We start from the raw sequence: 20661 nt of genomic DNA on the forward strand, positions 1-20661 counted from the left end.
GGCCCGACCTACGAGACGACGAGCGACTGCGTGCCGATCACCCGCAGCAGCGCGAGCGCCTCGGCCTCCGGGCTGCCGGCCGCGGCCGAGTACACGATCAGCGCCTGGTCGCTGGCCGGCACGTGCAGCGAGTCGCAGTCGAGGGTAAGCGGCCCGAGCGTCGGGTGCTCGATGGTCTTGCGGTGGCTCCGCCACGTCGACGCGCCGCCCGCCTGCCAGAGGCGCTCGAACTCCGCCGACTGCTGCCGCAGCTCGTCGACGAGGGCCGCCAGCGGCGCGTCCTTCGGGTAGCGGGCCGTCGCCGCGCGCAGGGCCGCCACCGACTGCACGGACGTCTCGTCGCGCTCCTGCGGCGTCATCGCGACGCGCGACCCGTTCCCGTACCGCGACGTGCCGAGGAACCGGATCCGGTTGATGTTGCGCTCCCGCTCCGGCACCGCCGACCAGTCGCCGAGCAGCGCCGACGCCATCGCGTTCCACGCGAGCACGTCGCCGCGGGCGCTGAGGAGCATGACGGGCAGGTCGACGAGCCGGTCCATGAGCCGCTGCACGCTCGGCCGCACGACGTCGTCGACCGTGCCGGGCAGCGGCGGCGCCGAGCCCGCGAGGTGGAACAGCTCGGCGCGCTCGTCGTCGTCCAGCCGCAGCGCCCGTGCGAGCGACCGGAGCACCTGCGCGGACGGCTGCGGACCGCGCCCCTGCTCGAGCCGCACCACGTAGTCGACGCTCACGCCGGCGAGCAGGGCGACCTCCTCGCGGCGCAGGCCCGCGACCCGGCGACGCTCCCCCGCGGCGAGCCCGACGTCCTGCGGGGAGAGGCGGCCGCGCGCACGACGCAGCACGTGGGCGAGCTCGGCACGGTCCATGCGGCCCAGCATGCTCCCCCGCGGTCGCGCGGCGGGGGCGTCAGCGTAGGACGGGCGGTCCCAGGCTCGGCCGGCCCTGTCGCCGCCGACGCCACGCACGGAGGCTGAGCGCATGGACACCACCACCGCCCTCGTCACGGGGGCCACCCAGGGAATCGGGCGGGAGACCGCCCGCCGCCTCGCCGAGCTCGGCTGGACCGTGTGGCTCGGCGCACGCGACGTCGACGCCGGGGAGAAGGTCGCCGCCGACCTCCGCGCCGAGATCGCCACCGCCGGCCCGGGCGCAGGCACTGGCACGGGCACGGGCACGGGCACGGGCACGGGCACGGGCGCGAGCTCCACCGTCACCGACGTGCGCACCGACGTCCGCGTCGTCCAGCTCGACGTCACCGACGACGACTCCGTCGCCGCCGCCGTCCGGACCGTCGACGGCGCGGGCGGCCGGCTCGACGTGCTCGTCAACAACGCGGGGATCGCGGGCCCGTGGATCGGCCCGCGCGAGACCGTGCCCGCCGACTTCCTGTCCGTGTACGGCGTCAACGTGCTCGGGCCCGTCCGGACCACGCACGCGTTCCTGCCGCTGCTCGACCGCTCCGCCCAGCCCCGCGTCGTCATGGTGTCGAGCGGGATGGGCTCGTTGGGCGTCACGACCGACCCCGCCCGGTTCGAGTCGACCCTGCACAACATCGTCTACACGTCGTCGAAGTCGGCGCTCAACATGGTCGCCAGCCAGTACGCGAAGGCGCTCGACGGATACCAGGTGCTGATCGTCGACCCGGGCTACACGTCCACGGCGTTCAACGGGTACAACGGCACCCAGACGGTCGAGCAGGGCGCCGAGGCCGTCGTCGCGGCGGCGACCTCCGCGCCGGACGCCCCGACCGGGACGTACCGCGACGCAGCGGGTCCGGTGCCCTGGTGACCGGGCACCCCTGACGGCCGCGGCCGACCCGACGGCCGTCGGGTCGGCCGTCGGATCGGCCGCCTGCCAGCCGGCCCGCAGGTCAGCCCGCCGGGCCGCTGGTCAGTCGAGTCCCGCGGCGGGATGCGAGCGCGTCAGGAGGTCGAGGATCTCCGCGGTCGTGCCGCGCTCGCCGAGGCGGGGGAACACCCGCTCCACGCTGTGCGTGTGCGACTCGGCGCTGAGGTCGGCCATCGCGTCCGTCGCGAGCGTCACGTGGTAGCCGTGCTCGTGGGCGGCGCGGGCGGTCGACTCGACGCCGATGCTCGTCGCGATGCCACCGAGGACGACCTGCGTGATGCCGCGCCGACGCAGCTGGACGTCGAGGTCCGTGCCGTAGAAGGCGCCCCAGTTGCGCTTGGTGACGACGACGTCCGACGGGTGCCCGGCGAGCTCGTCGACGATCTCGTCCCAGCCGGCCGGGCGGTTCGACGGGCGCTGCGCCTCGGTCCGGCCGGGCACCGCGTCGGACCCGTCGGGCCGCGTCGACACCCGGACGAGGACGACGAGCAGGCCGCGGGCGCGGAACGCGTCGGCGAGCGTGGCGGCCCGGGCGACGACTTCGGGGCCTGTGAACGGCTGGGTGGCGCCGCCGGCGATGCCGCGCTGCAGGTCGACGAGGACGAGGGCGGTGCGCTCGTCGAGGGTCGTGAGGGTCATGACGTGCCTTTCGGTGCGGACGGGACGCCGATCCGGCCGAGCGACTGGTCGACGAGGGTGAGGACGAGGAGCGCGGCGGCGCACGCCATGACGAACACGCTGAGCTCGTGCAGCCCGGCCGTGTCGGCACCGCCCGCGAAGAACGACGCGTTCGCCGCCGCGGCCGCGAGCGCACCGAGGTAGGTGAACGTCCGCAGCAGCCCGGCGGCGGACCCGATCCGGGCGGGATCGGCCTGGTGGTACAGCGCGTTCTGGTTCGCGAGCCCGTTGAGCCCTTGCGGGATCCCCGCCACGACGGCGACGAGCACCAGCACCCAGATCGGCGTGGCCGACCCGACGACGAGCAGCAGGACGAGGCACGCCGCGATCTGGGCGAGGCTCCCGACGACGAGCTTGCCGCGGACCTTCGGCCGCCGGCCGGCCGTGCTGGTCGCGACGATCCCGGTGACGAACATCGGCAGGAGCAGCAGCCCGGCGGCCGACGCGCTCAGCCCCCGGCCGGCCTCGAGCCACTGCGTGTACCCGTAGAGGAACGCGTACGACACCGTGAACGTCAGGACCTGCCGCAGGTACGTGGCGATGAGGGGGCGGTTGCCGCCGAGCAGCCGCAGGTCGATGAACGGGTCGGCCGCCCGGCGCTCCCGGAGCACGAAGCCGACGCCTGCCGCCGCGGCGACCACCAGCAGGTACGCGTGGGCGGCCTGCGGGTCCATCAGGAAGAGCATCGCCGAGGTGAGCGTGGCGGCGAACAGCACGACGCCGGGGACGTCGAGCCTCGCACCACGCGCGAGGGACGGCGCGCCGTCGGCATCGGACGGCTCGGCGTCGGCGGCGACGCGCGCCCGGGGCAGCCGTCGCCAGCCGAGCACCAGGCTCGCGGCGGCGAGCGGCACGTTGACCGTGAAGATCGTCCGCCAGCCGCCGACGCCGATGAGCAGCCCGCCGAGCGTCGGCCCGATCACCGCCGTGACCTGCGTGGCGACGGACAGCGCCGCGAGCACGCCGCTCGGGCTGTTCCGCCCGGTGCGCTGCCCCTCGCTGCGGATGAGGTACATCGCCGCCGGGTAGCCCGCGCACGTCCCGAGCCCGATGAGCACACGCGCGACGACCAGCACCGGCAGGTTGGGGGCGACCGCGCCGAGCGCCCCGGCGAGCCCGACGAGCGCAGCGCCCGTCAGGTAGAGGGGACGCGGGCCGTACGCGTCGACCAGCCGCCCGACGACCGGCTGCCCCACCGCCGTCGCGAGGTACAGCGCCGACACGAGCCAGACGGTGTCGGACGGCGGTGCCCCGAGCGCGAGCCCGATGGGGATGAGCGCGACCGCCAGCATCGACGAGTTCACGGGGTTGAGCAGCGACCCCAGGATCATCGGCGGGATCAGCCTGCGGTCGAACGCGCCGGCCGGGGCCGACGTGCGGGGCTCGCGGTGCAGCAACGTCACGACTGCGTCAGCTTGTCCAGCAGGGTCAGGGCGTCCGCGATGGTGCGCCGCTCGGCCTCGGTGTACTCCCCCAACGCCCGGGTCAGCCACTCCTCACGGGCCTGCCGGGTGCCCTCGGCCCGCTCCCGGCCGCTGTCGGTGAGCTGCACGAGCTGGCGGCGGCCGTCGTCCGGGTCCTGGTCGCGGCGGATGAACCCGCGCTGCTCGAGCGGCGCGAGCGTCGCGGCCATCGACTGCGGCCGGACCCCCTCGGCGCCGGCGAGCCCGCTCGCGGTGGCGGCACCGTCACGCAGCAGCCGGCTCAGGGCGGACGCCTGCGACGGGGTGAGGTCGTCGGCGTCGGCCACCTCGCGCAGCCGGCGGCGAAGGCGCCCGAACACCACCTTGAGGTCGCGGGCGACGTCGGCGGCATGGGCGGTGGACACCCCTTCACGGTAGATTCGACAGTTCAGACTGTCCAGTTGTGACTGTCGAACTCGTCGCGACGCGGAAACCGGTCATCGCGGGGACGACCCTTCTGCGAGCCTGAGACCTGTGACGGACCGACTCCTGCTGCGCCCGCTGACCACCGACGACGAAGCGCAGGCGTGGCAGGCGCACGACGAGCTCGCCCGGGAGGGGTTCGACTTCCTGCTCGGCGGGCGTCGCGACGACTGGGCCGGCTACCTGGCCCACCTGGACCGCGAGCGCGACGGCGTCGGTCTGCCCCCGGGCTGGGTGCCCGCCACGTTCCTCGTCGCCGACGTCGACGGCGTGATCGTCGGGCGCGTGTCCGTCCGGCACGAGCTCAACGAGTGGCTCACCCGTGTCGGCGGTCACATCGGCTACGCCGTGCGACCCGCGTTCCGCCGGCGCGGGTACGCCACCGAGATCCTGCGTCAGTCGCTCGCCGTCGCCCGGTCCGTCGGTGTGGCCGCCGCGCTGGTGACCTGCGACGACGACAACGTCGCCTCCGCCCGGACCATCGAGCGCTGCGGCGGTGTGCTGGAGGACGTCGCGCTCGTCGAGGGGGGTACACCGAAGCGCCGGTACTGGGTCGACACGGGTGGCGACTGACCCACCGCCTGCAGCACCCCCCGCGCCCGCGCGGAGCCCGGCGTCCGACCGAGCGGCACCTCGTCGGGCAGCTCACCGCGCGGCTCGGCCAGGATCCGCCCGTCGGGTGCGACGAAGCGGTAGAGCGCCGGTCCCGGATCGACGTGACGGCGACGTGGCCTCCGGGTCAATCGCTCGATCCGGGCGTCGTACCGGTGGACCTCGTGGTGGTGGAAGCTGCACAGGAGCACCCCGTTGGACACGTCGGTGCGTCCTCCGTCGCGGTCCCACCAGGCGATGTGGTGGATCTCGCCCCAGCGGGCGGCCCGGTCGCAGTCGCCCCACCGGCAGGAGCGGTCGCGGGCGATGACGGCCCGCCGCTGCACACCCGTGTAGAGCCGAGCGGTGCGCCCGAGGTTGACGGGCTCGTCCGCGGCGTCGACGACGATCCGGGTCAGCTCGCAGTCGCAGAGCACCCGGGCGATCTCCGACGTCGCGACCGGCGTCCCGTCCTCCAACGTCGCCGGAGGGACCTCGCCGGCCACACCCTCGCCGGCCGCTCCATCACCGGCCACACCCTCGCCGACCACACCCTCGCCGGCCGCTCCATCACCGGCCACACCCTCGGCGCGGGCGCCACCCCGGCGGCGCCGCAGCGCCGCGAACGTCTCCTCGCGCACGAGGAACGACACGTGCGGGCGCACCGCCGCCCCGGACGCGGTGCTCGGCAGCGACAGGACCGTCGAGGCGAGCGCATCGAGCGCGTCGGCCCGCGCCTGCTCGGGCGTCCTCCCGTCCGACGGCACCTCACCGGTCGACTCGAGCGCCCGGCGCAACCGTTCGCCCGCCACCGCGTCGACCAGGCCCGAGATCCGCGTCCCGTCCGGCCGGACCGTGACGTGCAGGTACCGCGCGTGACGCTGGGCCTGGTACTCGTCCTCGACGCGGTCGGGGTCGCGCTCCGCGACCCAGCGGGCAAGCGCTCGTCGAAACCCCGGCGCCGGATGCGCGCGTGCGAGGCGCAGGGCGGCTTGTTGACCGTCCGGCGACCTCAGCGCGTCGGCGACCCCGCCCGACGCGCCGGCGAGAGTCCGCCCGATCACCTCGAGGTGCTCGCCCGGCAACGCACCCGTGCGCACGGCGACCGCGATGGCGGGCAGCTCGGCCAACGCCTGCGCCTGCTCCACCCGCCGGGTCGCCGCACCCAGCCCGGTCCTGCCGTGCCGAGCCAGCGAGGCCTCGAACGACGGATCCCCCGCGACGACCGACGTCCCCGCGTCCCGCTCCGCCAGGAGCCAGGCCGACCGCGCCGCCGTCAGCGCGCCGCCGACCCGTTCGAGCGTCGCGAGGACCCCGCGCCGCTCAGCACCTGCGAGCCCCAGGGCGTCCCGCGCGAGCGTCTCGATGTGCGCCAGGCTCTCCACCGCACGGGCCGCCAGGACTTCCGCGCTCCCGACCGCACCGGCACAGCCGGCATCGCCGGCATCGCCAGGCGGCGCGAGCGCAGATTCGAACATGTGTTCGATTCTACGCGAACCGAGACATCCCGCACAACCCTGACCTGCACCGATGCGCGCACCGGCGCCCTCAGCGCAAGGCCAGCAACCAGTCCAGCCCCACCGGAACGGCGTCGAGCACCGCGACGTGCCCGTCGCGCGGCCGCAGCCACAGCTCCCCGAACGGCAGCTCCCGCACCAGGTGCTCGGCGTGCGCGGGCGGCACCACCCGGTCGCGCCCGCCCTGCACGACGAGGACCGGCACGCGCACGTCGCGCAGCGCGAACCCCCACGGCGACACGAAGGCGACGTCGTCGTCCACCAGCCCGTCGGCGCCGTCCGCCTCGGCCCGCTGCGCGTCCTGGCCGAGCGGTGCCCACGCGCCGGACAGCGCCGCCCAGTCGGGCTCGACGAAGATCGACGGGTCGAACTCGTCCGTCTCGGCGAACAGGGCCCGGGCGTCGCGCCCGTGCACGGCGGCCCGCAGCCCGCCGGGCGCCGCCATGCCGTCCCACCAGTCGTCCTCGTCGGTGAAGGGCGCGATGCCGGCGAGGACGACCGCACCGGAGACCCTGTCGGGCAGCAGCGCCGCGCAGGCGAGCGCGTGCGGCCCGCCCCCGGACGCCCCCATCACGCCGACCCGGTCGACGCCGCACGCGTCGAGCACGCGCTCCAGGTCGGTGCCGACCGAGGCGACGTCCCGCCCCGGCTGCGGCGACGACCCGCCGTAGCTGGGCCGGGCGGCGGACAGCACCCGCATCCCGCGCGCGGCGGCAGCCTCGACGACCGGTGCGAGCAGCGCACCCGTCTGCGGCGACCCGTGGTGCCACAGCACGGCGGGCGCCCCCGCCTCGCCGGTGTCGTGGACGACGACCACCCGGCCGTCCGAGAGGAGCACGTGCTGCTCGTGGGGCATGGCCGGGACTCTAGGCCGGACCACCGACGCGTGCCGGGAACCCGATGCTCGGCTACCCCAGGGCGGCGCACGCGGCGATGTTCGCGTCCGGGTTCTGCACCGCGTACTCACGGGTCTCGTCACCGACCCTGCGCTTGACCGTGCGGATCGGCTCCAGGCTCTCGAGGTCGTCCAGCTGGTACCCCATGCTCATCGACCCGTCGGGGAACTCGACGGTCCAGGAGGAGCCGTACCCGAACGTCTCCAGGGTGCACGTCGCCTTCACGGTGGCCGTCCAGCCGTCCGGCGGAAAGCTCCCTCCCCTGGAGCCAGCAGACGCGGGCGGCTCCTCGGCGGCCGACCCCGCGCTGTTGGCCTCGACGAGGGCCCGGGACACCTCCAGCTGGGCGGCGCGGACGGCGTCGGACGCGGCGTCGACCGCGGGCAGCGCCCCGCTCTCGATGGCGGCGCGCAGGGCGTCGACCGCGGCCGCCAGCGCCGTCGCGTCGACCTTCCCGGCCGCGGCGGCGGCGACCACGGCGGCAGCGTCGTCCGCGACCTTCGTCGCGGCCCCGAGCTTCGCGTCGCGAGCCGCCGTCGCGTCGGCCTCGGCGGCGGCGGCCTCCTGCTCCCGGAGCAGGTCCTGCGCGGCCACCGCAGCCGCGTGCGCGCGGGCCTCCGCCGCCGCGCCGGCGCGCACCCCGACGACGACGGAGGCGGCAGCGAGGGCGACGAGGAGGACCACCACGACGGCGGCGACCTTTCCCGAGGTGCTCGACACGATGCTGCTCATGCGTGGGCCCGCTCTCCGAGTCGTGAGGGTGGTGGGGGTCGCGAGAGGGAGCCCCGTCGAGTCCTCTTCGGTCGCGTGCGCCTGTGCCCTGAACCGGTCCCGAGCCGTTCACCTGCGTGCGCGCGGAGCGTGAGGACGACGCACGTGAGGACGACACGCGTGAGACCGCCCACGGCACGCGACCGCGCCCCGGCACTATGTCCGCCATGACCACCGTGCGACGTGCGACCCCGGCCGACCTCGACGCGGCGACCGCCCTGTTCGGCCAGTACCTGCGGTTCTACCGTCGCGAGCACGCACCCGCGGCGGTCCGTGCGTTCCTGGCCGCCCGGATGGACGCGACTGACGGCGTCCTGCTCGTCGCGGAGGTGGACGAGACGCCCGTCGGGCTGGCGCACTGCTACCCCACGTGGTCGTCGCTGAGCCTCGCGCGGGCGTGGGTGCTCAACGACCTGTTCGTCGACCCGTCCGCCCGCGGCACGGGGGCGGGACGCGCGCTGGTCCGGGCGGCGAAGGCCGAGGCGGCGGCGGCCGGGGCGGTGTACGTGGCGCTGGAGACCGAGCGGACGAACGTCGTCGGGCAGACGCTGTACGCGTCGGAGGGGTTCGTCCGGGACGACGAGAACCTGCACTATGCGGCTCCGGTCGGCGACGATGTCGAGACGGCGTCACCCGCTCCGTTCTCCGGGTGAGAGGCCCTCAGCCGAGGGCCGACGACGAAGGAGGCACGACGATGACCAGGTACCTGCTCACGGTGAACTTCCAGCCGGGCGTCGTGGACACGCCCATGGAGGAGTGGGCGCCCGAGGAGATCACGGCCCACCTCGACTACTACGCGGCGCTGCGGCGCGAGCTGCTCGCGAGCGGCGAGGTGGTCCAGTCGGAGGTGCTGGCCGGGCCGGACGTCGCGAAGATCGTGACGTCGGACGGGATCGGGGCGCCCGTCGTGACGGACGGGCCGTTCCAGGAGTTCAAGGAGTGGCTCGCGGGCTTCCAGGTCGTCGACGTGGAGTCGGAGGCCCGTGCCGTCGAGATCGCCGCGAAGCTGTCGGCCGTGCCGGGTCCGGGCGGCCGGGCGACGCAGCAGCCGATCCACGTGCGGCAGGTGCTGGACGACTCGCCGTCGGACGTGACGGAGATGGAGACGTGGCTGGAGCAGGCGGACGGGGTCCGCTGAACGTCCCGGCCGAGGTCGAGGGCCTGCTGCGCGAGCTCGCGCCGCAGGTCCTCGGCCTGCTGACCCGCCGGTACGGGGACTTCGCGTCGGCCGAGGACGCCGTGCAGGAGGCGCTGCTCGCGGCGGCGACGCACTGGCCGCGCGACGGCGTGCCGGGCAACCCGCGCGGGTGGCTCACGCAGACGGCGACCCGCCGGATGATCGACGCGTGGCGCGCGGACCAGGCGCGGGCGGCCCGGGAACGCCTCGTCGCGGGCGACCCGGTGCGGGGTGGATCGGGGCCGGGTGCGTCGGGGCCGGAGGGGTCGGACGGGTCGGATGCGCCGGGGCCGGACGCGTCGGAGCAGGACGACACGCTCGTCGTGCTGCTCCTGTGCTGCCACCCGTCGCTCACCCCGGCGTCCGCGATCGCGCTGACGTTGCGCGCGGTCGGCGGGCTGACGACCGCGGAGGTCGCCCGGGCGTTCCTCGTGCCCGAGCCGACGATGGCGCAGCGCATCAGCCGTGCGAAGCGGACGGTCTCCGGCGTCCGGTTCGAGCTCCCCACACCCGACGAGCTCCCCGCGCGGCTCCGCAGCGTCCGGCACGTGCTCTACCTGATGTTCAACGAGGGCTACGCCGCGACGGGCGGCCCGACGCTGCACCGGGCGGAGCTCTCGGACGAGGCGATCCGGCTCACGCGGGTGCTGCACGCCGTGCGGCCCGACGACGGCGAGACCGCCGGCCTGCTCGCCCTGATGCTGCTCGACGACGCCCGTCGCCCGGCCCGCACCGACGCGTCGGGCGCCCTGGTGCCGCTGCCCGACCAGGACCGGTCGCTGTGGGACCGCGCACTGATCGCGGAGGGGACGGCGCTGCTGGAGGCGAGCAGCGGGCACGGGGTGGTCGGCGAGTACCGGCTGCAGGCCGCGATCGCGTCGCTGCACGACCACGCGGCCCGCGCGCAGGACACGGACTGGCCGCAGATCGCCGCGCTGTACGGGCTGCTGGAGCAGGTCACGGCGAACCCGGTCGTCACGGTGAACCGGGCGGTGGCGACGGCCATGGTGGACGGCCCCCGGGCGGGGCTGGCCCTGCTCGACGGCGTGGACCTGCCCGGTCACCGGCTCGACGCGGTCCGTGCGCACCTGCACGAGATGGCCGGGGACGTCCCGGAGGCCCTCGCGCACTACGGCGCGGCGATCGCCCGGGCCACGAGCGTGCCGGAGCGGGAGCACCTGGTCGCCCGGGCGGCCCGGCTGCGCGCGTCGACGGCCGGCTGACCGTGCTGCGGGGACGAACGTCCTCGCGGATCCACAGGATGCGGACGTATCGTCAGGCCCGAGAACTTGGACAGGTGATCAGGAGGCGGCCGTGGCGGTCACGCTGCGCACGGAGCTGGAGACGCTGCGCGACCGGCAGTGGATGTGGTCGTTCCTCGCGCTCGTGCTGGTCATGCCGTGCGTGGCCGTCGGGCTGCTGCTGGACGGGTTCGTCGTGCGCTCCGTCGTGGTCGGCACGACCCTGCTGCTCCTGCTCGTCGGCACGGTCCTCGCCCGCTGCGCGCGGGAGCTCGAGCAGCTCCTCGGCGCGACCGCCTCCGTGCCACGACCTCGCCGGGGCCGCCTCGACGTCTGACGTCCCGGCTCACGACGGGCACGGCTCGGCGAGCGGGTCCCGGCTCACGACGGGCACGGCTCGGCGAGCGGCCGCGCGACGCGGGCCTGCGGGACCCCGGCGACGTCCCGCCGCGGCCGGATCCCCGCGACGAGCCCGACGGCGGCGACGGCGACGACGAGCGCGGACGGCACGGGCAGCGCCCCGGGCCCGGCCCGGTCGACGAGGAGGCTGCCGAGCGCGGCCCCGACGGCGATCCCTCCGTTGAACACCACCGGGATGACGGTCCCCGCGGTGGTGCGGTGCTCGGGACCGGCGACCCGCATGATCAGGGTCTGCGCGAGCGGCGGCAGGGTGCCGGAGGTGAGGCCCCAGACGACGAGCACGGCGAGCCCCGCCACGGGACGCCCGCCGACGACGGCGAACGCGAGCAGGGACGCCGCGACGAGCCCGGTCGCCGCGACGAGCACCGGGCCGGTCCACCCGTCGCGGACGCGCCCGACGAGGGCGAGCCCGACGGCCGACGACGTCCCGAGCACGAGCAGCGCGGTGCTCATGCCGCCGGGCAGCGCGGTGGCCGCGTCGGCGGCGAGCCGGGTGACGAACGTGAACGCGGCGAAGTGCCCGACGAGCACGAGGCCGACGAGCCCGGCGACCACGAGCACGGGGCGCAGCTGCCCGGCGGGGGCGGCGGCGCGCTCGTCGTCCGGCGCTGTGGTCGCGCCGCCCGCGGTCCCCGCGCCGACGACGACGGCCCGCACGAGCCCGGCCGCCACGACCCCGAGCACGGCGAGCGCCGCGAAGGCCGCACGCCAGTCCCAGGTGCGGGCGACGAGGCTCGCGAGCGGGACGCCGATGACGGTGCCGAGGGTCGCCCCGCCGAGCACGACGGACACGGCGGTGGCGAGCCGGCGCGGGTCGACGATGTCGGCGGTGTGCGCGTTGACGGTGGCCCACAGCAGCCCGCAGACGGCGGCGCCGAGCAGCCGCCCGGCGACGGCGACCTCGTAGCCGGGTGCGGCGGCGGTGAGCGCGGAGGCGAGGGCGAACACGACGAGCGCGCCGGTGACGACGGTGCGACGGTCCCAGCGGCGGGCGAGCCGGACGAGCGGGAACGTGGCGACGACGACGGTCGCGGCCCACAGGGAGACGAGCAGGCCGGTGCGCGCCTGGGTGACGCCGAGGTCGGCACTCATCTGCGGGAGCACGGCGGTGGGCAGCATCTCGCCGGTGACCATGACGAACGTCGCGCCGCCGAGCACGGCGAGGCTCGGCCAGGGCAGCCCGGTGCGGGCGGTGGAGGTCTGGGTGAGGGCCATGTCTGCGACGCTAGACTTTGACATCAGTGTGAAGGTCAAGCGGACCGGAGGACCGGCATGAAGATCGGTGAGCTGTCCCGTCGCACCGGCGTCTCGACCCGGCTGCTGCGGTACTACGAGGAGCAGGGGCTCATCGCCCCGGCCCGGTCCACGAACACCTACCGCACGTACGACGAGCAGGACGTCGCCCGCGTCGAGCAGGTCGTCGGGCTCGTCCGCGCCGGGGTCCCGACCCGGCTGGCCCGGGTGCTGCTCGACCTGGAGGACGTCCGCGCCGACGACCTCGCCCCGTCGTGCACCCGGCAGGTCGCCGAGATGCTCGCGGAGGAGCTCACCGGGCTCGACGAGCGCATCGCGTGCCTGACGAAGAGCCGGCGCACCCTCCTCGACTACCTGCAGCGCACCGAGCACGCGACGAGCGTCCTGGAGGGTGCGCGCTAGCTCCCCGCGCCGCACGTCGGCGTCGCCACCCGCCCGGCCAGCCGGTCCTCGGTCCACGCCACGAGCTCGGGCACGAACGGCGAGCCGCTCTCGACGATCGGCACGTGGTCGAGCCCCGGGTAGGTCCGGTAGTCGACGGCCTGCCCGGTCGCGCACCACTGCGCGACGAACGCGTCCTGCGGCCCCGGCAGCACGAGCCGGTCCGCCTCCCCCTGCCCGACGAGCACGGGCGCCGCGCTCGTGCCGTGCGGGGAGTTCTCCTCGAGCAGCCGGCCGGTCTCGCCCTCCAGCGCGGACGGCCGGATCACCGGTCCGGACAGCTGGGTGCTGAACAGCACGTTCGCCACGGCGTCCCGCCCCCACAGGCACCGGTCCGCGACCCGCCGGACGACCGGCACGTACCCGGGCGCGACGATCGAGGTCAGGTCGAGGTCGTACACGTCGCTCCACGCCTGGGCGAGGTACGCGCTGACGACCCGTCCGGCCGCGGTGTTCTTGACCCCGGCCGCGAGCGCCGCGAGGTCGGCGGCCGGTGCGGCGGCGGCGACCCCGAGCACGTGCACGTCGGGCGCGTACCGCGGGGCGACGATCCCCGTCCACAACGCGGCGCCGCCGCCCTGCGAGTGCCCCCACACCACCGTGTCGTCGCCGAGCTCCAGGTCGTCGAGCGCACGTGCGGCCCGGACGGCGTCGAGCACGTCGTACGCCTCGGCGGTCCCGACGAGATAGGGGTGCGGCCCGGCCGTCCCGAGGCCCTCGTAGTCGGTCATGACGCCCGCCCAGCCGTCGTCGACCATCGTCGACAGGGTGCGCTCCAGGCCGGTGGCGAACGGGTCGTCGAGCAGCGACGGCGCACAGCCCGGGACGACCCCGGTCGTGCCGTGCGCGAGCGAGAGCACCGGCAGCGGCTCGCCGGTCCGGTCGGCGGGGGCGAGCACGAGGGCGCTCGCCACGGTGGGCTCGTCGTGCGCGCCGGTGGTCGTGTAGAGGATGCGCCAGCCCTCCTGGCCCGCCCGCACGCCGTGCGTGAACGGCTCGCTGCGCACGAGGCTGCCGGGTTCGACGGGGACGTCGCGGGGCGGCGTGTAGAACGCGTCCGGGACGAGCGTCGGGTCGCCGGCGCGCAGCCACGCGCTGAGTCCGAGCACGAGCGCCGCGACGACGAGCGCCGCGACCGCGCCCAGGAGCTCTCGCCGGGGACGTCGTGGCGCGTCCCGGCGGCGGGTGCGCCCGCGCCCGACGAGCTGCCCGACACCCGCGAGGACGTCCCGGACGCCGAGCAGTACGAGCCACCCCCCGAGGGCGAGCCCCACGAGAAACACCGACAGCCGCGGCCACAGCAGCACCAGCAGCCCGACGAGCACCTGCGCGACCCCGAGGACCACCGCCGCCGCCCGGCGCTCGCGCGTGCCGACCAGGCCGCCGACCACGGCCGTCCCGCCGACGACGAACGACGCGACCGCGAGCGTGACCGCGAGGAACGGCACGGTCGTCCCCTGCCACACCAGCGACACCACCGCGAGGACGAGCAGCAGCGCCGCGAGCACCCGCTCCAGCCGTGGCAGCGGCGACCGGAACGACCACACCGCCCGGTCGGCGGCGACGAGCATCAGCCCGATGCCGACGAGCACCGACAGCACCGCGACCGACGCCGTCAGGTGCACCACGAGCACGACGCCGACGCCGACGAGCGCGGCCCCGACGAGCAGACGCCCCCACCACTGCAGCCGGGCGTCCCGCAGGCGCACCAGCGGCGTCGTCGCCTCCGAGGTCTCCGCCACGCGCCACCGCCTCGCCGGGCCGCCGCCGTCGGGCCCATTGTGGCGTCGCCGCCGGACCCGTGCCGGGTGTCGTGCGGCCTGCCCGTGCGCCACGATGGGCGCGACCCACCTCCGTCCCGGGAGCGGCCGATGTTCCTCCACCGCCAGCGCAAGCACCTGCACCGGTTCGACGCGTTCATGCGCTCCTCGGGGCCGGCCGAGGTCCTGTACGGCGCGGTCGTGTCCGGCGCGGTCCTCGCGGTGACGAGCGCGCACGTCGAGGCGGGCGAGAACGTCGTCGTCTCGACGGCGATCGTCGCGGTGACCTACTGGCTCGCGCACGTGTACGCGGAGGCGATCGGCGGACGGTTCGAGGACACCGAGCACAGCACCGGGCACCGGCTGCGGCACGCCCTCGGGAACAACCTCGGGGTGCTGTACGGGAGCGCGGCACCGCTGCTCGCGTTCGTGGTCGTGCGCCTGTTCGGGCAGGACGTGTCGACGGCGGCGCTGCGGGCGCTGCTGTTCACCGTCGTGCTGCTCATGGGCTCCGCCGCTGTCGCGGCCGGCAAGGCGGGGGCGCGCGGCTGGAAGCTCGTCGGCGAGACGGCCGTCGCGGGCGGGTTCGGGCTCGTCGTGATCCTGCTGAAGATCGTGCAGCACTGACTTCACCCGCGGGTCCGGGGGGACGTTCCCCGCCACACCGGGACGGATCGGACGCCGTCGCCGGACGTCCACCCCACGGGCCCTGCCGACCGCACCGCACCCGCCCCTACGGTGCGCTCGTGACCCAGCCCCAGCCTCCCGCCGGCTACTACCCGGACCCGTCCGGCGCCCCCCAGCAGCGCTTCTGGGACGGCACCGCGTGGACCGCGCAGACCCAGCCGTTCGGGCCACCCACGGCCGTCCCGACGCCGTCGGGCCCGGGCACGCCGCCCGGCTTCGCCACCCCGGGCGCGCCCGCCGCCGCGATCGGCTCGCTCGTCGGCACCCTCCTCACGGCCGCCGCCGAGCAGGCGGCGCACGGCCGCACCGCCGTCCAGGACCGGGGGGTGCTCGGCGCCGGCCAGGACTTCTACCGCGGCCACCAGCAGACCGTCGACACGGTCGCGGGCGGTGCGCTGCTGGCCGAGGGCCTGGTGGGCCTCGACAAGCCCGGGAGCGACAGCCGTCCGGGGATCTTCGGCGCGCTCAAGGGGGTCGGGTTCGGCCTGCTGCTCGCCGCCATCTCCCTGGGCATCGCCCTGCTGTCGATGCCGAAGGACATCCCGCACGCGGTCTCGACGTCGGCGAAGGTGATCGACGTGTACACGTCCTCGTCGACGTCGGGCGGTCGCTCCTGCGGCATCCGGGCGGAGTACGTCGTCGACGGGACGACCTACCAGGTCAGCCCCGGCTACACGTCCTCCTCTCTGTGCAGCAAGGGCCGAGGCTCGTACGTCGACGTCAAGTACGACCCCGCCGACCCCGGCAACGCCGAGGTGCCTGAGTCGCTCGGCATGCGGCTCATCCCGTGGGGGATGTTCGCGCTCGGCCTCGTCATCACGGTGGTCTCCGCGGTCCGGTTCGTCATGCGGGCCGCGGCGCTCGGCACGGGCGGCTGGCTGCTGTGGCGCGGGCTCCGCAGCCGGGCCACGCCGCAGGGCTGAGCATGACGGACGACGCCCGGCTGCCACCGAGCGGCTTCTACCCGGACCCGTCCGGCGCCTCCTTCGAGCGCTACTGGGACGGGTCCCGATGGACCGCCGACTCGCGGCCGTACCCGCCGCCGGCCGACGCGTGGCGAGCGCCCCACGAGCAGGGGCCAGGTCACAGGACGACGTTCGTCGGGCTCGCGACGGAGCCCGGTGACGCGGAGGCGGCCCGGCGGGCGCGGCTCCTGGCCCGGTACCGCAGGCCCACCGTCGGCAGGGGGCTGTACATGGTCCTCTTCGGGACCGTCTGGACGCTCGTGCTCTCCGCGGCCCTCACGGGCGAGCGCGCGCGCGACGACGGCCCGACGCTCTGGATGGCGGTCGCGCTCGGCGTGCTCATGGTGGTCAGCGGAGTGGCCCAGGTCATCGCCGCGACGGCTCGACGACGACGGCGGCGCGAGCGGGGCAGCGCCGGAACGACCCTGGCGGCGTACACCAGGGTGACCGCCCCCACGGAGACGCCCGGGCTCTGGGAGGGCCAGGTGCCCCGGGTCTGAGCGTCGCGCGGGGTGGCGGACCGGGCGAACGGCCCGGGAGACTGGCCGCACGGCCTCACCCACCTCCAGCCGTCCGGGAGCGCGATGGACCTGTTCCTCACCCTCGTCAGCGGCGTGGCCTGGACGGTCGTGTACGTCGCGGCGATCCGGATCGGGTTCCGGCAGCGGACGTACGCGATCCCCGTCGCCGCGCTCGCGCTGAACTTCGCGTGGGAGGTCGTCTACACGGTCCAGAGCCTGTCGGACGTGGACGTGCAGACGTTCGTCAACGCGACGTGGGCGCTCGCCGACGTGGTGATCGTCGTGACGTTCTTCCGGTTCGGCCGGTCGGAGCTGCCGGGGTTCGTCACCCGCGGCCTGTTCGTCGGGTGGAGCGTGCTGCTGTTCGTGACGGCGTTCGCGGTGCAGCTGCTGTTCCTCGACGAGTTCGGCGCGCACGACGCGGCCCGGTACTCGGCGTTCCTGCAGAACCTGCTCATGTCCGGGCTGTTCGTCGCGATGTTCGTGGCCCGCCGCGGCCTGCGGGGGCAGTCGCGGACGATCGCCGTCGCGAAGCTCGTCGGCACGGCCGCGCCCACGGTCCTGTTCGGGGCGATCGAGGGGTCGGCGTTCATCCTCGGCCTGGGCGTGCTGTGCGCGGTGCTCGACTCCGTGTACGTGTGGCTCGTCTGGCGCGCGCCCGCCGTGGTCCGCTCGCGGGAATCCGCTCCGGCCGTCCCGGCCGGGGTGTGAGGATGTCCGGCGTGGAGCGCATCGCGGTGCTGTCCGACGTGCACGGGAACCTGACGGCGTTCGAGGCGGTGCTGCGGGACGTCGACGCCCGCGGCATCACCACGGTCCTCAACCTCGGGGACGTCGCCGGGAAGGGTCCGCGGGGGTCCGCGGCGGTGGCCCTGAGCCGGGCGCGGTGCGCGGTGACGGTGCGCGGCAACTGGGACGACTTCCTGCCCGACGTGCCGCCCGACCACGAGAGCCCCGGGCTGGCGTGGTGGAACGCGGAGCTCACCGACGACGACCGCCTCTGGCTGCGGGGCCTGCCGCTGGTGCACGACCTCACGCTGAGCGGCCGGCGGCTCCGGTTCCTGCACGCCTCCGCGGCGAGCCTCTACACGAAGGTGTTCTTCCACCACACGGACGACGAGTTCGACGGGATGTTCGCGGCGACGGAGCTCACGGGGGACGGCCCGACCCCGGACCTCGTCGCGTACGGCGACGTCCACGACACGTACGTCGAGGTGCGCGACGGCCGGACGCTGCTCAACGTCGGCAGCGTCGGGAACCCCCTCGACGAGCCGACGGCCGCGTACGTGATCCTCGAGGGCACGCCGGGCGGGACCACGTCCGACGTGTTCGGCTACCAGGTCGTCCGCGTCCCGTACGACATCGAGGCGGAGATCGCCGTGGCGACCGCGGCCGGGATGCCGGAGCTCGCGGCGTACGCCGTCGAGCTGCGCACCGCCGTGTACCGGGGGCTGCACGCCGAACGAGGGCTGCTCACCGACGCCTGACACCCCTACGGTGGTCCCCGTGCACCTGCGAGACGCGACCGACGACGACCGCGACCTCCTGCTCGACGTGCTGCTGGAGGCCTACAACTGGACCGGCGAGCCCCGGTTCACGCGCGAGTGGCTCACCACCGACCCGCACACCGTCCGCTACCTCGGCGGCTGGAAGCGGCCCGACGACGTGGGCATCGTGGCGGTCGACGACGACGGCGTGGTGCTCGGCGCGATCTGGGCACGCCCGCTGCCCGCCACCGAACCGGGCTACGGCTGGGTCGCGGACGACGTGCCCGAGCTGACGATGGCCGTCCTGCCGGGTGCGCGGGGCCGCGGTGTCGGGTCGGCGCTCCTCGCCGGGATCCTCGACCGGGCCCGTGCGCTCGGCGTGACGGCGGTGAGCCTGAGCGTCGAGGACGGCAACACCGCCGCCCGGTCCCTGTACGTGCGGCACGGCTTCGTGGTGGTCGGCCGCAACGGCGGCTCGGACACGATGCTCCGCGAGCTCTGACCCGTCCGGGCGGCTGCCGAGCCCGGTGCCGTCAGAACTTCGCCAGGCCGGGGTTGCCCGGGCGGCCGATGGCGGAGCCGAGGGCGATGCCCGCCAGCACGCCGAGGGAGATCGCGACCATCGTGATGCCCGCGGTGACGACCGTGGAGAGCGCGTCGGCGCTGTCGCCCAGGATCGACGTGACTCCCACCAGCCCGAGCGCCCCGGGCACCAGCAGCCAGAAGCCGGGCAGGAACCCGACGAGCGTCGGCGGTCCCGTCGGGCGGGTCGCGGCGAACATCGCGACGGGTGTCATGAGCAGCGCCCCGACGAACGCGGAGAACGCCCCGCCGAAGAACAGCCCGCCGAGCACCTGGCCCGCGTAGGCGACGACGAGCACCAGCAGGATCCACGGCAGCGCCGGCCGCCGCGCGCAGTGGTGGAACACGACGCCGACGCCGAACACGAGCACCCCGAGCCACGGCCCGAACCACCCCAGCAGCGGCTCCGCGGCCGCGCCGAGCTCCGCCGCGGGGACCCCGACGAGGGCCGCGGCACCCGTGATGCCGAGCGCGAGCAGCACGAGCTGCATCCCGCCGGCGGCCAGCCGTGCGGACCCGGCGATCATCTGCCGGGTGGCGAGGTCGATCGCCGCGGTCGTGAGCAGCGCTCCCGGCAGGAACGTGACCAGCGGCGCGACGAGCGGGGCGAGCAGCCCGATCCCGAGACCCGTCCGCGCGAGCAGGAACACCGCGCCGGACGCGACGAACGCGCAGGTCAGCACCACGAGCGCCTGGTAGGCGGCGGGCATCCGGGCGGCCGCGAGCTGGATGCCCGCGATGACGGCGCCGAGCACGGCCGCGACGACCGCGTCGAGCACGCCGCCACCGAGGATCATCGCGAGCCCCGCGCACACCGCCACGTACCCGAGGACGCGGGTGCGGCCCCGGTACAGCGGCGGCGCCTCGACGGCCTCCCGGATGCGGGCCGTGCCCTCGACGGGTCCGATCGCCCCGCTCTCGGCGAGGTCCGCGACGGCGAGCACGTCCTGCACCTGGTGCAGCCGCAGCTGCCGCCAGCCCGCGGTCGACGCCGCCGTCTGCGTGGTCGTCCTGCCCGGCACCGAGACGAGCAGGGCGGTGGGCAGCGCGACGACCTCGGCGTCGGGTGCGCCGTTGATCGCGCCCACGCGCTCGAGGGTCTGGGTCACCTGGACGACGGGCGCGCTGGAGTCGACCATCGCCTCGCCGAGGACCAGCAGGAACCGGACCGTGTCGATCGCGGGGTCCCGGTCGGCGGGCACGGGCCCGGTCCTCGTGGGGTCGGCGACGGGCACCGCCCCCAGGACCGTCGTCGGTTCGTCCGACGAGGACCGCGGCAGGACGACGGTGGGCCGGGTGTCGGCGTCGAGCACGCCGATCGCCGTCGTGAGGGCCGCCGGCTCCCGGACCCCCACCCTCCCGGTGACCGCCCGGGCGGCCCGGGCGCGTCGCACCGCGAGCGTGAGCGCGACGGCGGCCCCGACGAGCACCAGGACCGCCACGACGATGGCGCCGAACGGGATGTCCGACTGCTGCACGGCGGGGTCGCTCGTCCACGGCACGTCGACGGTGGAGGTGGACGTCGGCGCGGGCTGCGACGGCTCCTGCGAGGCCGACTGCTCCGGGGTAGGCACGGGCTCCGGCGCGACGGCGGACTCGGTCGGGACGACCACCTCGGTGGGTTCGGGCGTGACGGTCGGCACCTCGGGAGTCGGCGTGGGCGTCGGCTCCTCCGGCCCGACCGTCGGCGTCACCGCGTCGGCCGTCGAGACGGGCGTGGGCACGACCTGCGCGCCGAGCACCCCGCCCGTGGACCGCGTCACGATGCCTCCGCCTGCCGGCAGCCGGACCCCGCCGGACCCGGTGCACCCGGCCCTTCGGACGGTACCGGTGGACGACGCGCCGCTCCTGGCGAGCGTGGTCCTCGGCGCAAGTAAACACACGTTGACATCGGCTCGGGCCGGACGTACCGTGCGTTGTAATCACTCGTTTACTTACC

22 protein-coding genes are annotated in these 20661 nt (G+C 75.3%); 13 read left to right on the forward strand and 9 right to left on the reverse strand.

Features of this window, described 5'->3' with window-relative positions; genetic code table 11:
* Positions 1-8: 8 nt before the first annotated feature.
* Positions 9-866: a helix-turn-helix transcriptional regulator gene (locus Cch01nite_RS13870; RefSeq protein WP_203755851.1), complete on the reverse strand. Its 858-nt coding sequence runs from the start codon at positions 864-866 to the stop codon at positions 9-11.
* A gap of 112 nt (positions 867-978) precedes the next feature.
* On the opposite strand from Cch01nite_RS13870, the gene Cch01nite_RS13875 reads away from it, so the two are divergent.
* The gene (locus tag Cch01nite_RS13875) at positions 979-1788 is read left to right on the forward strand and encodes an SDR family NAD(P)-dependent oxidoreductase (RefSeq protein ID WP_203755860.1); all 810 of its coding nucleotides are present in this window, start codon (positions 979-981) and stop codon (positions 1786-1788) included.
* 102 nt (positions 1789-1890) lie between these two features.
* On the opposite strand, the gene Cch01nite_RS13880 is transcribed toward Cch01nite_RS13875, so the two are convergent.
* From Cch01nite_RS13880 to Cch01nite_RS13890, 3 genes are read right to left on the reverse strand one after another with little or no spacing between them, the layout of a single operon-like run.
* Positions 1891-2487 (reverse strand): hydrolase, encoded by a 597-nt coding sequence (locus Cch01nite_RS13880; RefSeq protein ID WP_203755862.1) that lies wholly within the window; start codon positions 2485-2487, stop codon positions 1891-1893.
* Positions 2484-3929: an MFS transporter gene (locus tag Cch01nite_RS13885; protein WP_203755875.1), complete on the reverse strand. Its 1446-nt coding sequence runs from the start codon at positions 3927-3929 to the stop codon at positions 2484-2486. The genes Cch01nite_RS13880 and Cch01nite_RS13885 overlap by 4 nt, the downstream gene beginning before the upstream one ends.
* Entirely contained in the window at positions 3926-4354 is a 429-nt protein-coding gene (locus tag Cch01nite_RS13890) for a MarR family winged helix-turn-helix transcriptional regulator (RefSeq protein ID WP_203755878.1), read from the reverse strand. The genes Cch01nite_RS13885 and Cch01nite_RS13890 overlap by 4 nt, the downstream gene beginning before the upstream one ends.
* A gap of 109 nt (positions 4355-4463) precedes the next feature.
* Here Cch01nite_RS13890 and Cch01nite_RS13895 point away from each other — a divergent pair, with 109 nt between their 5' ends.
* Entirely contained in the window at positions 4464-4985 is a 522-nt protein-coding gene (locus Cch01nite_RS13895) for a GNAT family N-acetyltransferase (RefSeq protein WP_203755881.1), read from the forward strand.
* Positions 4986-6551: 1566 nt separating this feature from the next.
* Here Cch01nite_RS13895 and Cch01nite_RS13900 read toward each other — a convergent pair.
* A complete protein-coding gene (locus Cch01nite_RS13900; RefSeq protein WP_203755899.1) occupies positions 6552-7376 on the reverse strand; it encodes an alpha/beta fold hydrolase in 825 nt (274 codons plus the stop codon).
* A 52-nt stretch (positions 7377-7428) separates the two neighbouring features.
* Positions 7429-8148 carry a hypothetical protein gene (locus Cch01nite_RS13905; RefSeq protein ID WP_203755902.1) on the reverse strand — a complete coding sequence of 240 codons (720 nt, stop codon included), beginning with the start codon at positions 8146-8148 and terminating at the stop codon, positions 7429-7431.
* A gap of 206 nt (positions 8149-8354) precedes the next feature.
* Here Cch01nite_RS13905 and Cch01nite_RS13910 point away from each other — a divergent pair, with 206 nt between their 5' ends.
* The 4 genes from Cch01nite_RS13910 (at position 8355) to Cch01nite_RS13925 (ending at position 10942) form a co-directional block, all read left to right on the forward strand.
* Positions 8355-8840, forward strand: a complete 486-nt coding sequence (locus Cch01nite_RS13910) for a GNAT family N-acetyltransferase (protein WP_203755916.1) — start codon at positions 8355-8357, stop codon at positions 8838-8840.
* Positions 8841-8881: 41 nt separating this feature from the next.
* On the forward strand, positions 8882-9325 hold the full coding sequence (locus Cch01nite_RS13915) for a YciI family protein (protein WP_203755919.1): 444 nt from the start codon (positions 8882-8884) through the stop codon (positions 9323-9325).
* A complete protein-coding gene (locus Cch01nite_RS13920) occupies positions 9295-10587 on the forward strand; it encodes an RNA polymerase sigma factor (RefSeq protein WP_239070532.1) in 1293 nt (430 codons plus the stop codon). Before Cch01nite_RS13915 ends, Cch01nite_RS13920 begins: the two co-directional genes overlap by 31 nt.
* A 91-nt stretch (positions 10588-10678) precedes the next feature.
* Positions 10679-10942 carry a hypothetical protein gene (locus Cch01nite_RS13925; protein WP_203755922.1) on the forward strand — a complete coding sequence of 88 codons (264 nt, stop codon included), beginning with the start codon at positions 10679-10681 and terminating at the stop codon, positions 10940-10942.
* 44 nt (positions 10943-10986) lie between these two features.
* Here the strand turns inward: Cch01nite_RS13925 and Cch01nite_RS13930 are convergent, their stop codons facing one another.
* Positions 10987-12240, reverse strand: coding sequence for an MFS transporter (locus Cch01nite_RS13930; RefSeq protein WP_203755925.1), 1254 nt, complete (start codon positions 12238-12240; stop codon positions 10987-10989).
* A 57-nt stretch (positions 12241-12297) separates the two neighbouring features.
* Here Cch01nite_RS13930 and Cch01nite_RS13935 point away from each other — a divergent pair, with 57 nt between their 5' ends.
* Positions 12298-12681 (forward strand): MerR family transcriptional regulator, encoded by a 384-nt coding sequence (locus tag Cch01nite_RS13935; RefSeq protein ID WP_203755928.1) that lies wholly within the window; start codon positions 12298-12300, stop codon positions 12679-12681.
* On the opposite strand, the gene Cch01nite_RS13940 is transcribed toward Cch01nite_RS13935, so the two are convergent.
* The gene (locus Cch01nite_RS13940) at positions 12678-14462 is read right to left on the reverse strand and encodes a lipase family protein (RefSeq protein WP_203755931.1); all 1785 of its coding nucleotides are present in this window, start codon (positions 14460-14462) and stop codon (positions 12678-12680) included. The two genes, Cch01nite_RS13935 and Cch01nite_RS13940, sit on opposite strands and share 4 nt — an antisense overlap.
* A 129-nt stretch (positions 14463-14591) precedes the next feature.
* Between Cch01nite_RS13940 and Cch01nite_RS13945 the strand changes: the two genes are divergently transcribed.
* From Cch01nite_RS13945 to Cch01nite_RS13970, 6 genes are all read left to right on the forward strand, one after another.
* Positions 14592-15107: a hypothetical protein gene (locus Cch01nite_RS13945; protein ID WP_203755934.1), complete on the forward strand. Its 516-nt coding sequence runs from the start codon at positions 14592-14594 to the stop codon at positions 15105-15107.
* 119 nt (positions 15108-15226) lie between these two features.
* Positions 15227-16090 (forward strand): DUF2510 domain-containing protein, encoded by an 864-nt coding sequence (locus Cch01nite_RS13950; RefSeq protein WP_203755936.1) that lies wholly within the window; start codon positions 15227-15229, stop codon positions 16088-16090.
* A gap of 2 nt (positions 16091-16092) precedes the next feature.
* A complete protein-coding gene (locus tag Cch01nite_RS13955) occupies positions 16093-16632 on the forward strand; it encodes a DUF2510 domain-containing protein (protein ID WP_203755939.1) in 540 nt (179 codons plus the stop codon).
* A 12-nt stretch (positions 16633-16644) separates the two neighbouring features.
* Positions 16645-17364 carry a transmembrane-type terpene cyclase gene (locus Cch01nite_RS13960; protein WP_239070535.1) on the forward strand — a complete coding sequence of 240 codons (720 nt, stop codon included), beginning with the start codon at positions 16645-16647 and terminating at the stop codon, positions 17362-17364.
* An 11-nt stretch (positions 17365-17375) separates the two neighbouring features.
* A complete protein-coding gene (locus Cch01nite_RS13965) occupies positions 17376-18140 on the forward strand; it encodes a metallophosphoesterase family protein (RefSeq protein ID WP_239070538.1) in 765 nt (254 codons plus the stop codon).
* Positions 18141-18159: 19 nt separating this feature from the next.
* Positions 18160-18642, forward strand: a complete 483-nt coding sequence (locus Cch01nite_RS13970) for a GNAT family N-acetyltransferase (protein ID WP_203755945.1) — start codon at positions 18160-18162, stop codon at positions 18640-18642.
* 31 nt (positions 18643-18673) lie between these two features.
* Here the strand turns inward: Cch01nite_RS13970 and Cch01nite_RS13975 are convergent, their stop codons facing one another.
* Positions 18674-20485, reverse strand: a complete 1812-nt coding sequence (locus Cch01nite_RS13975; protein ID WP_203755948.1) for a threonine/serine exporter family protein — start codon at positions 20483-20485, stop codon at positions 18674-18676.
* Positions 20486-20661: the final 176 nt, after the last annotated feature.

The sequence above is a fragment of the Cellulomonas chitinilytica genome, from assembly GCF_016862675.1.
GTDB lineage: Bacteria > Actinomycetota > Actinomycetes > Actinomycetales > Cellulomonadaceae > Cellulomonas > Cellulomonas chitinilytica.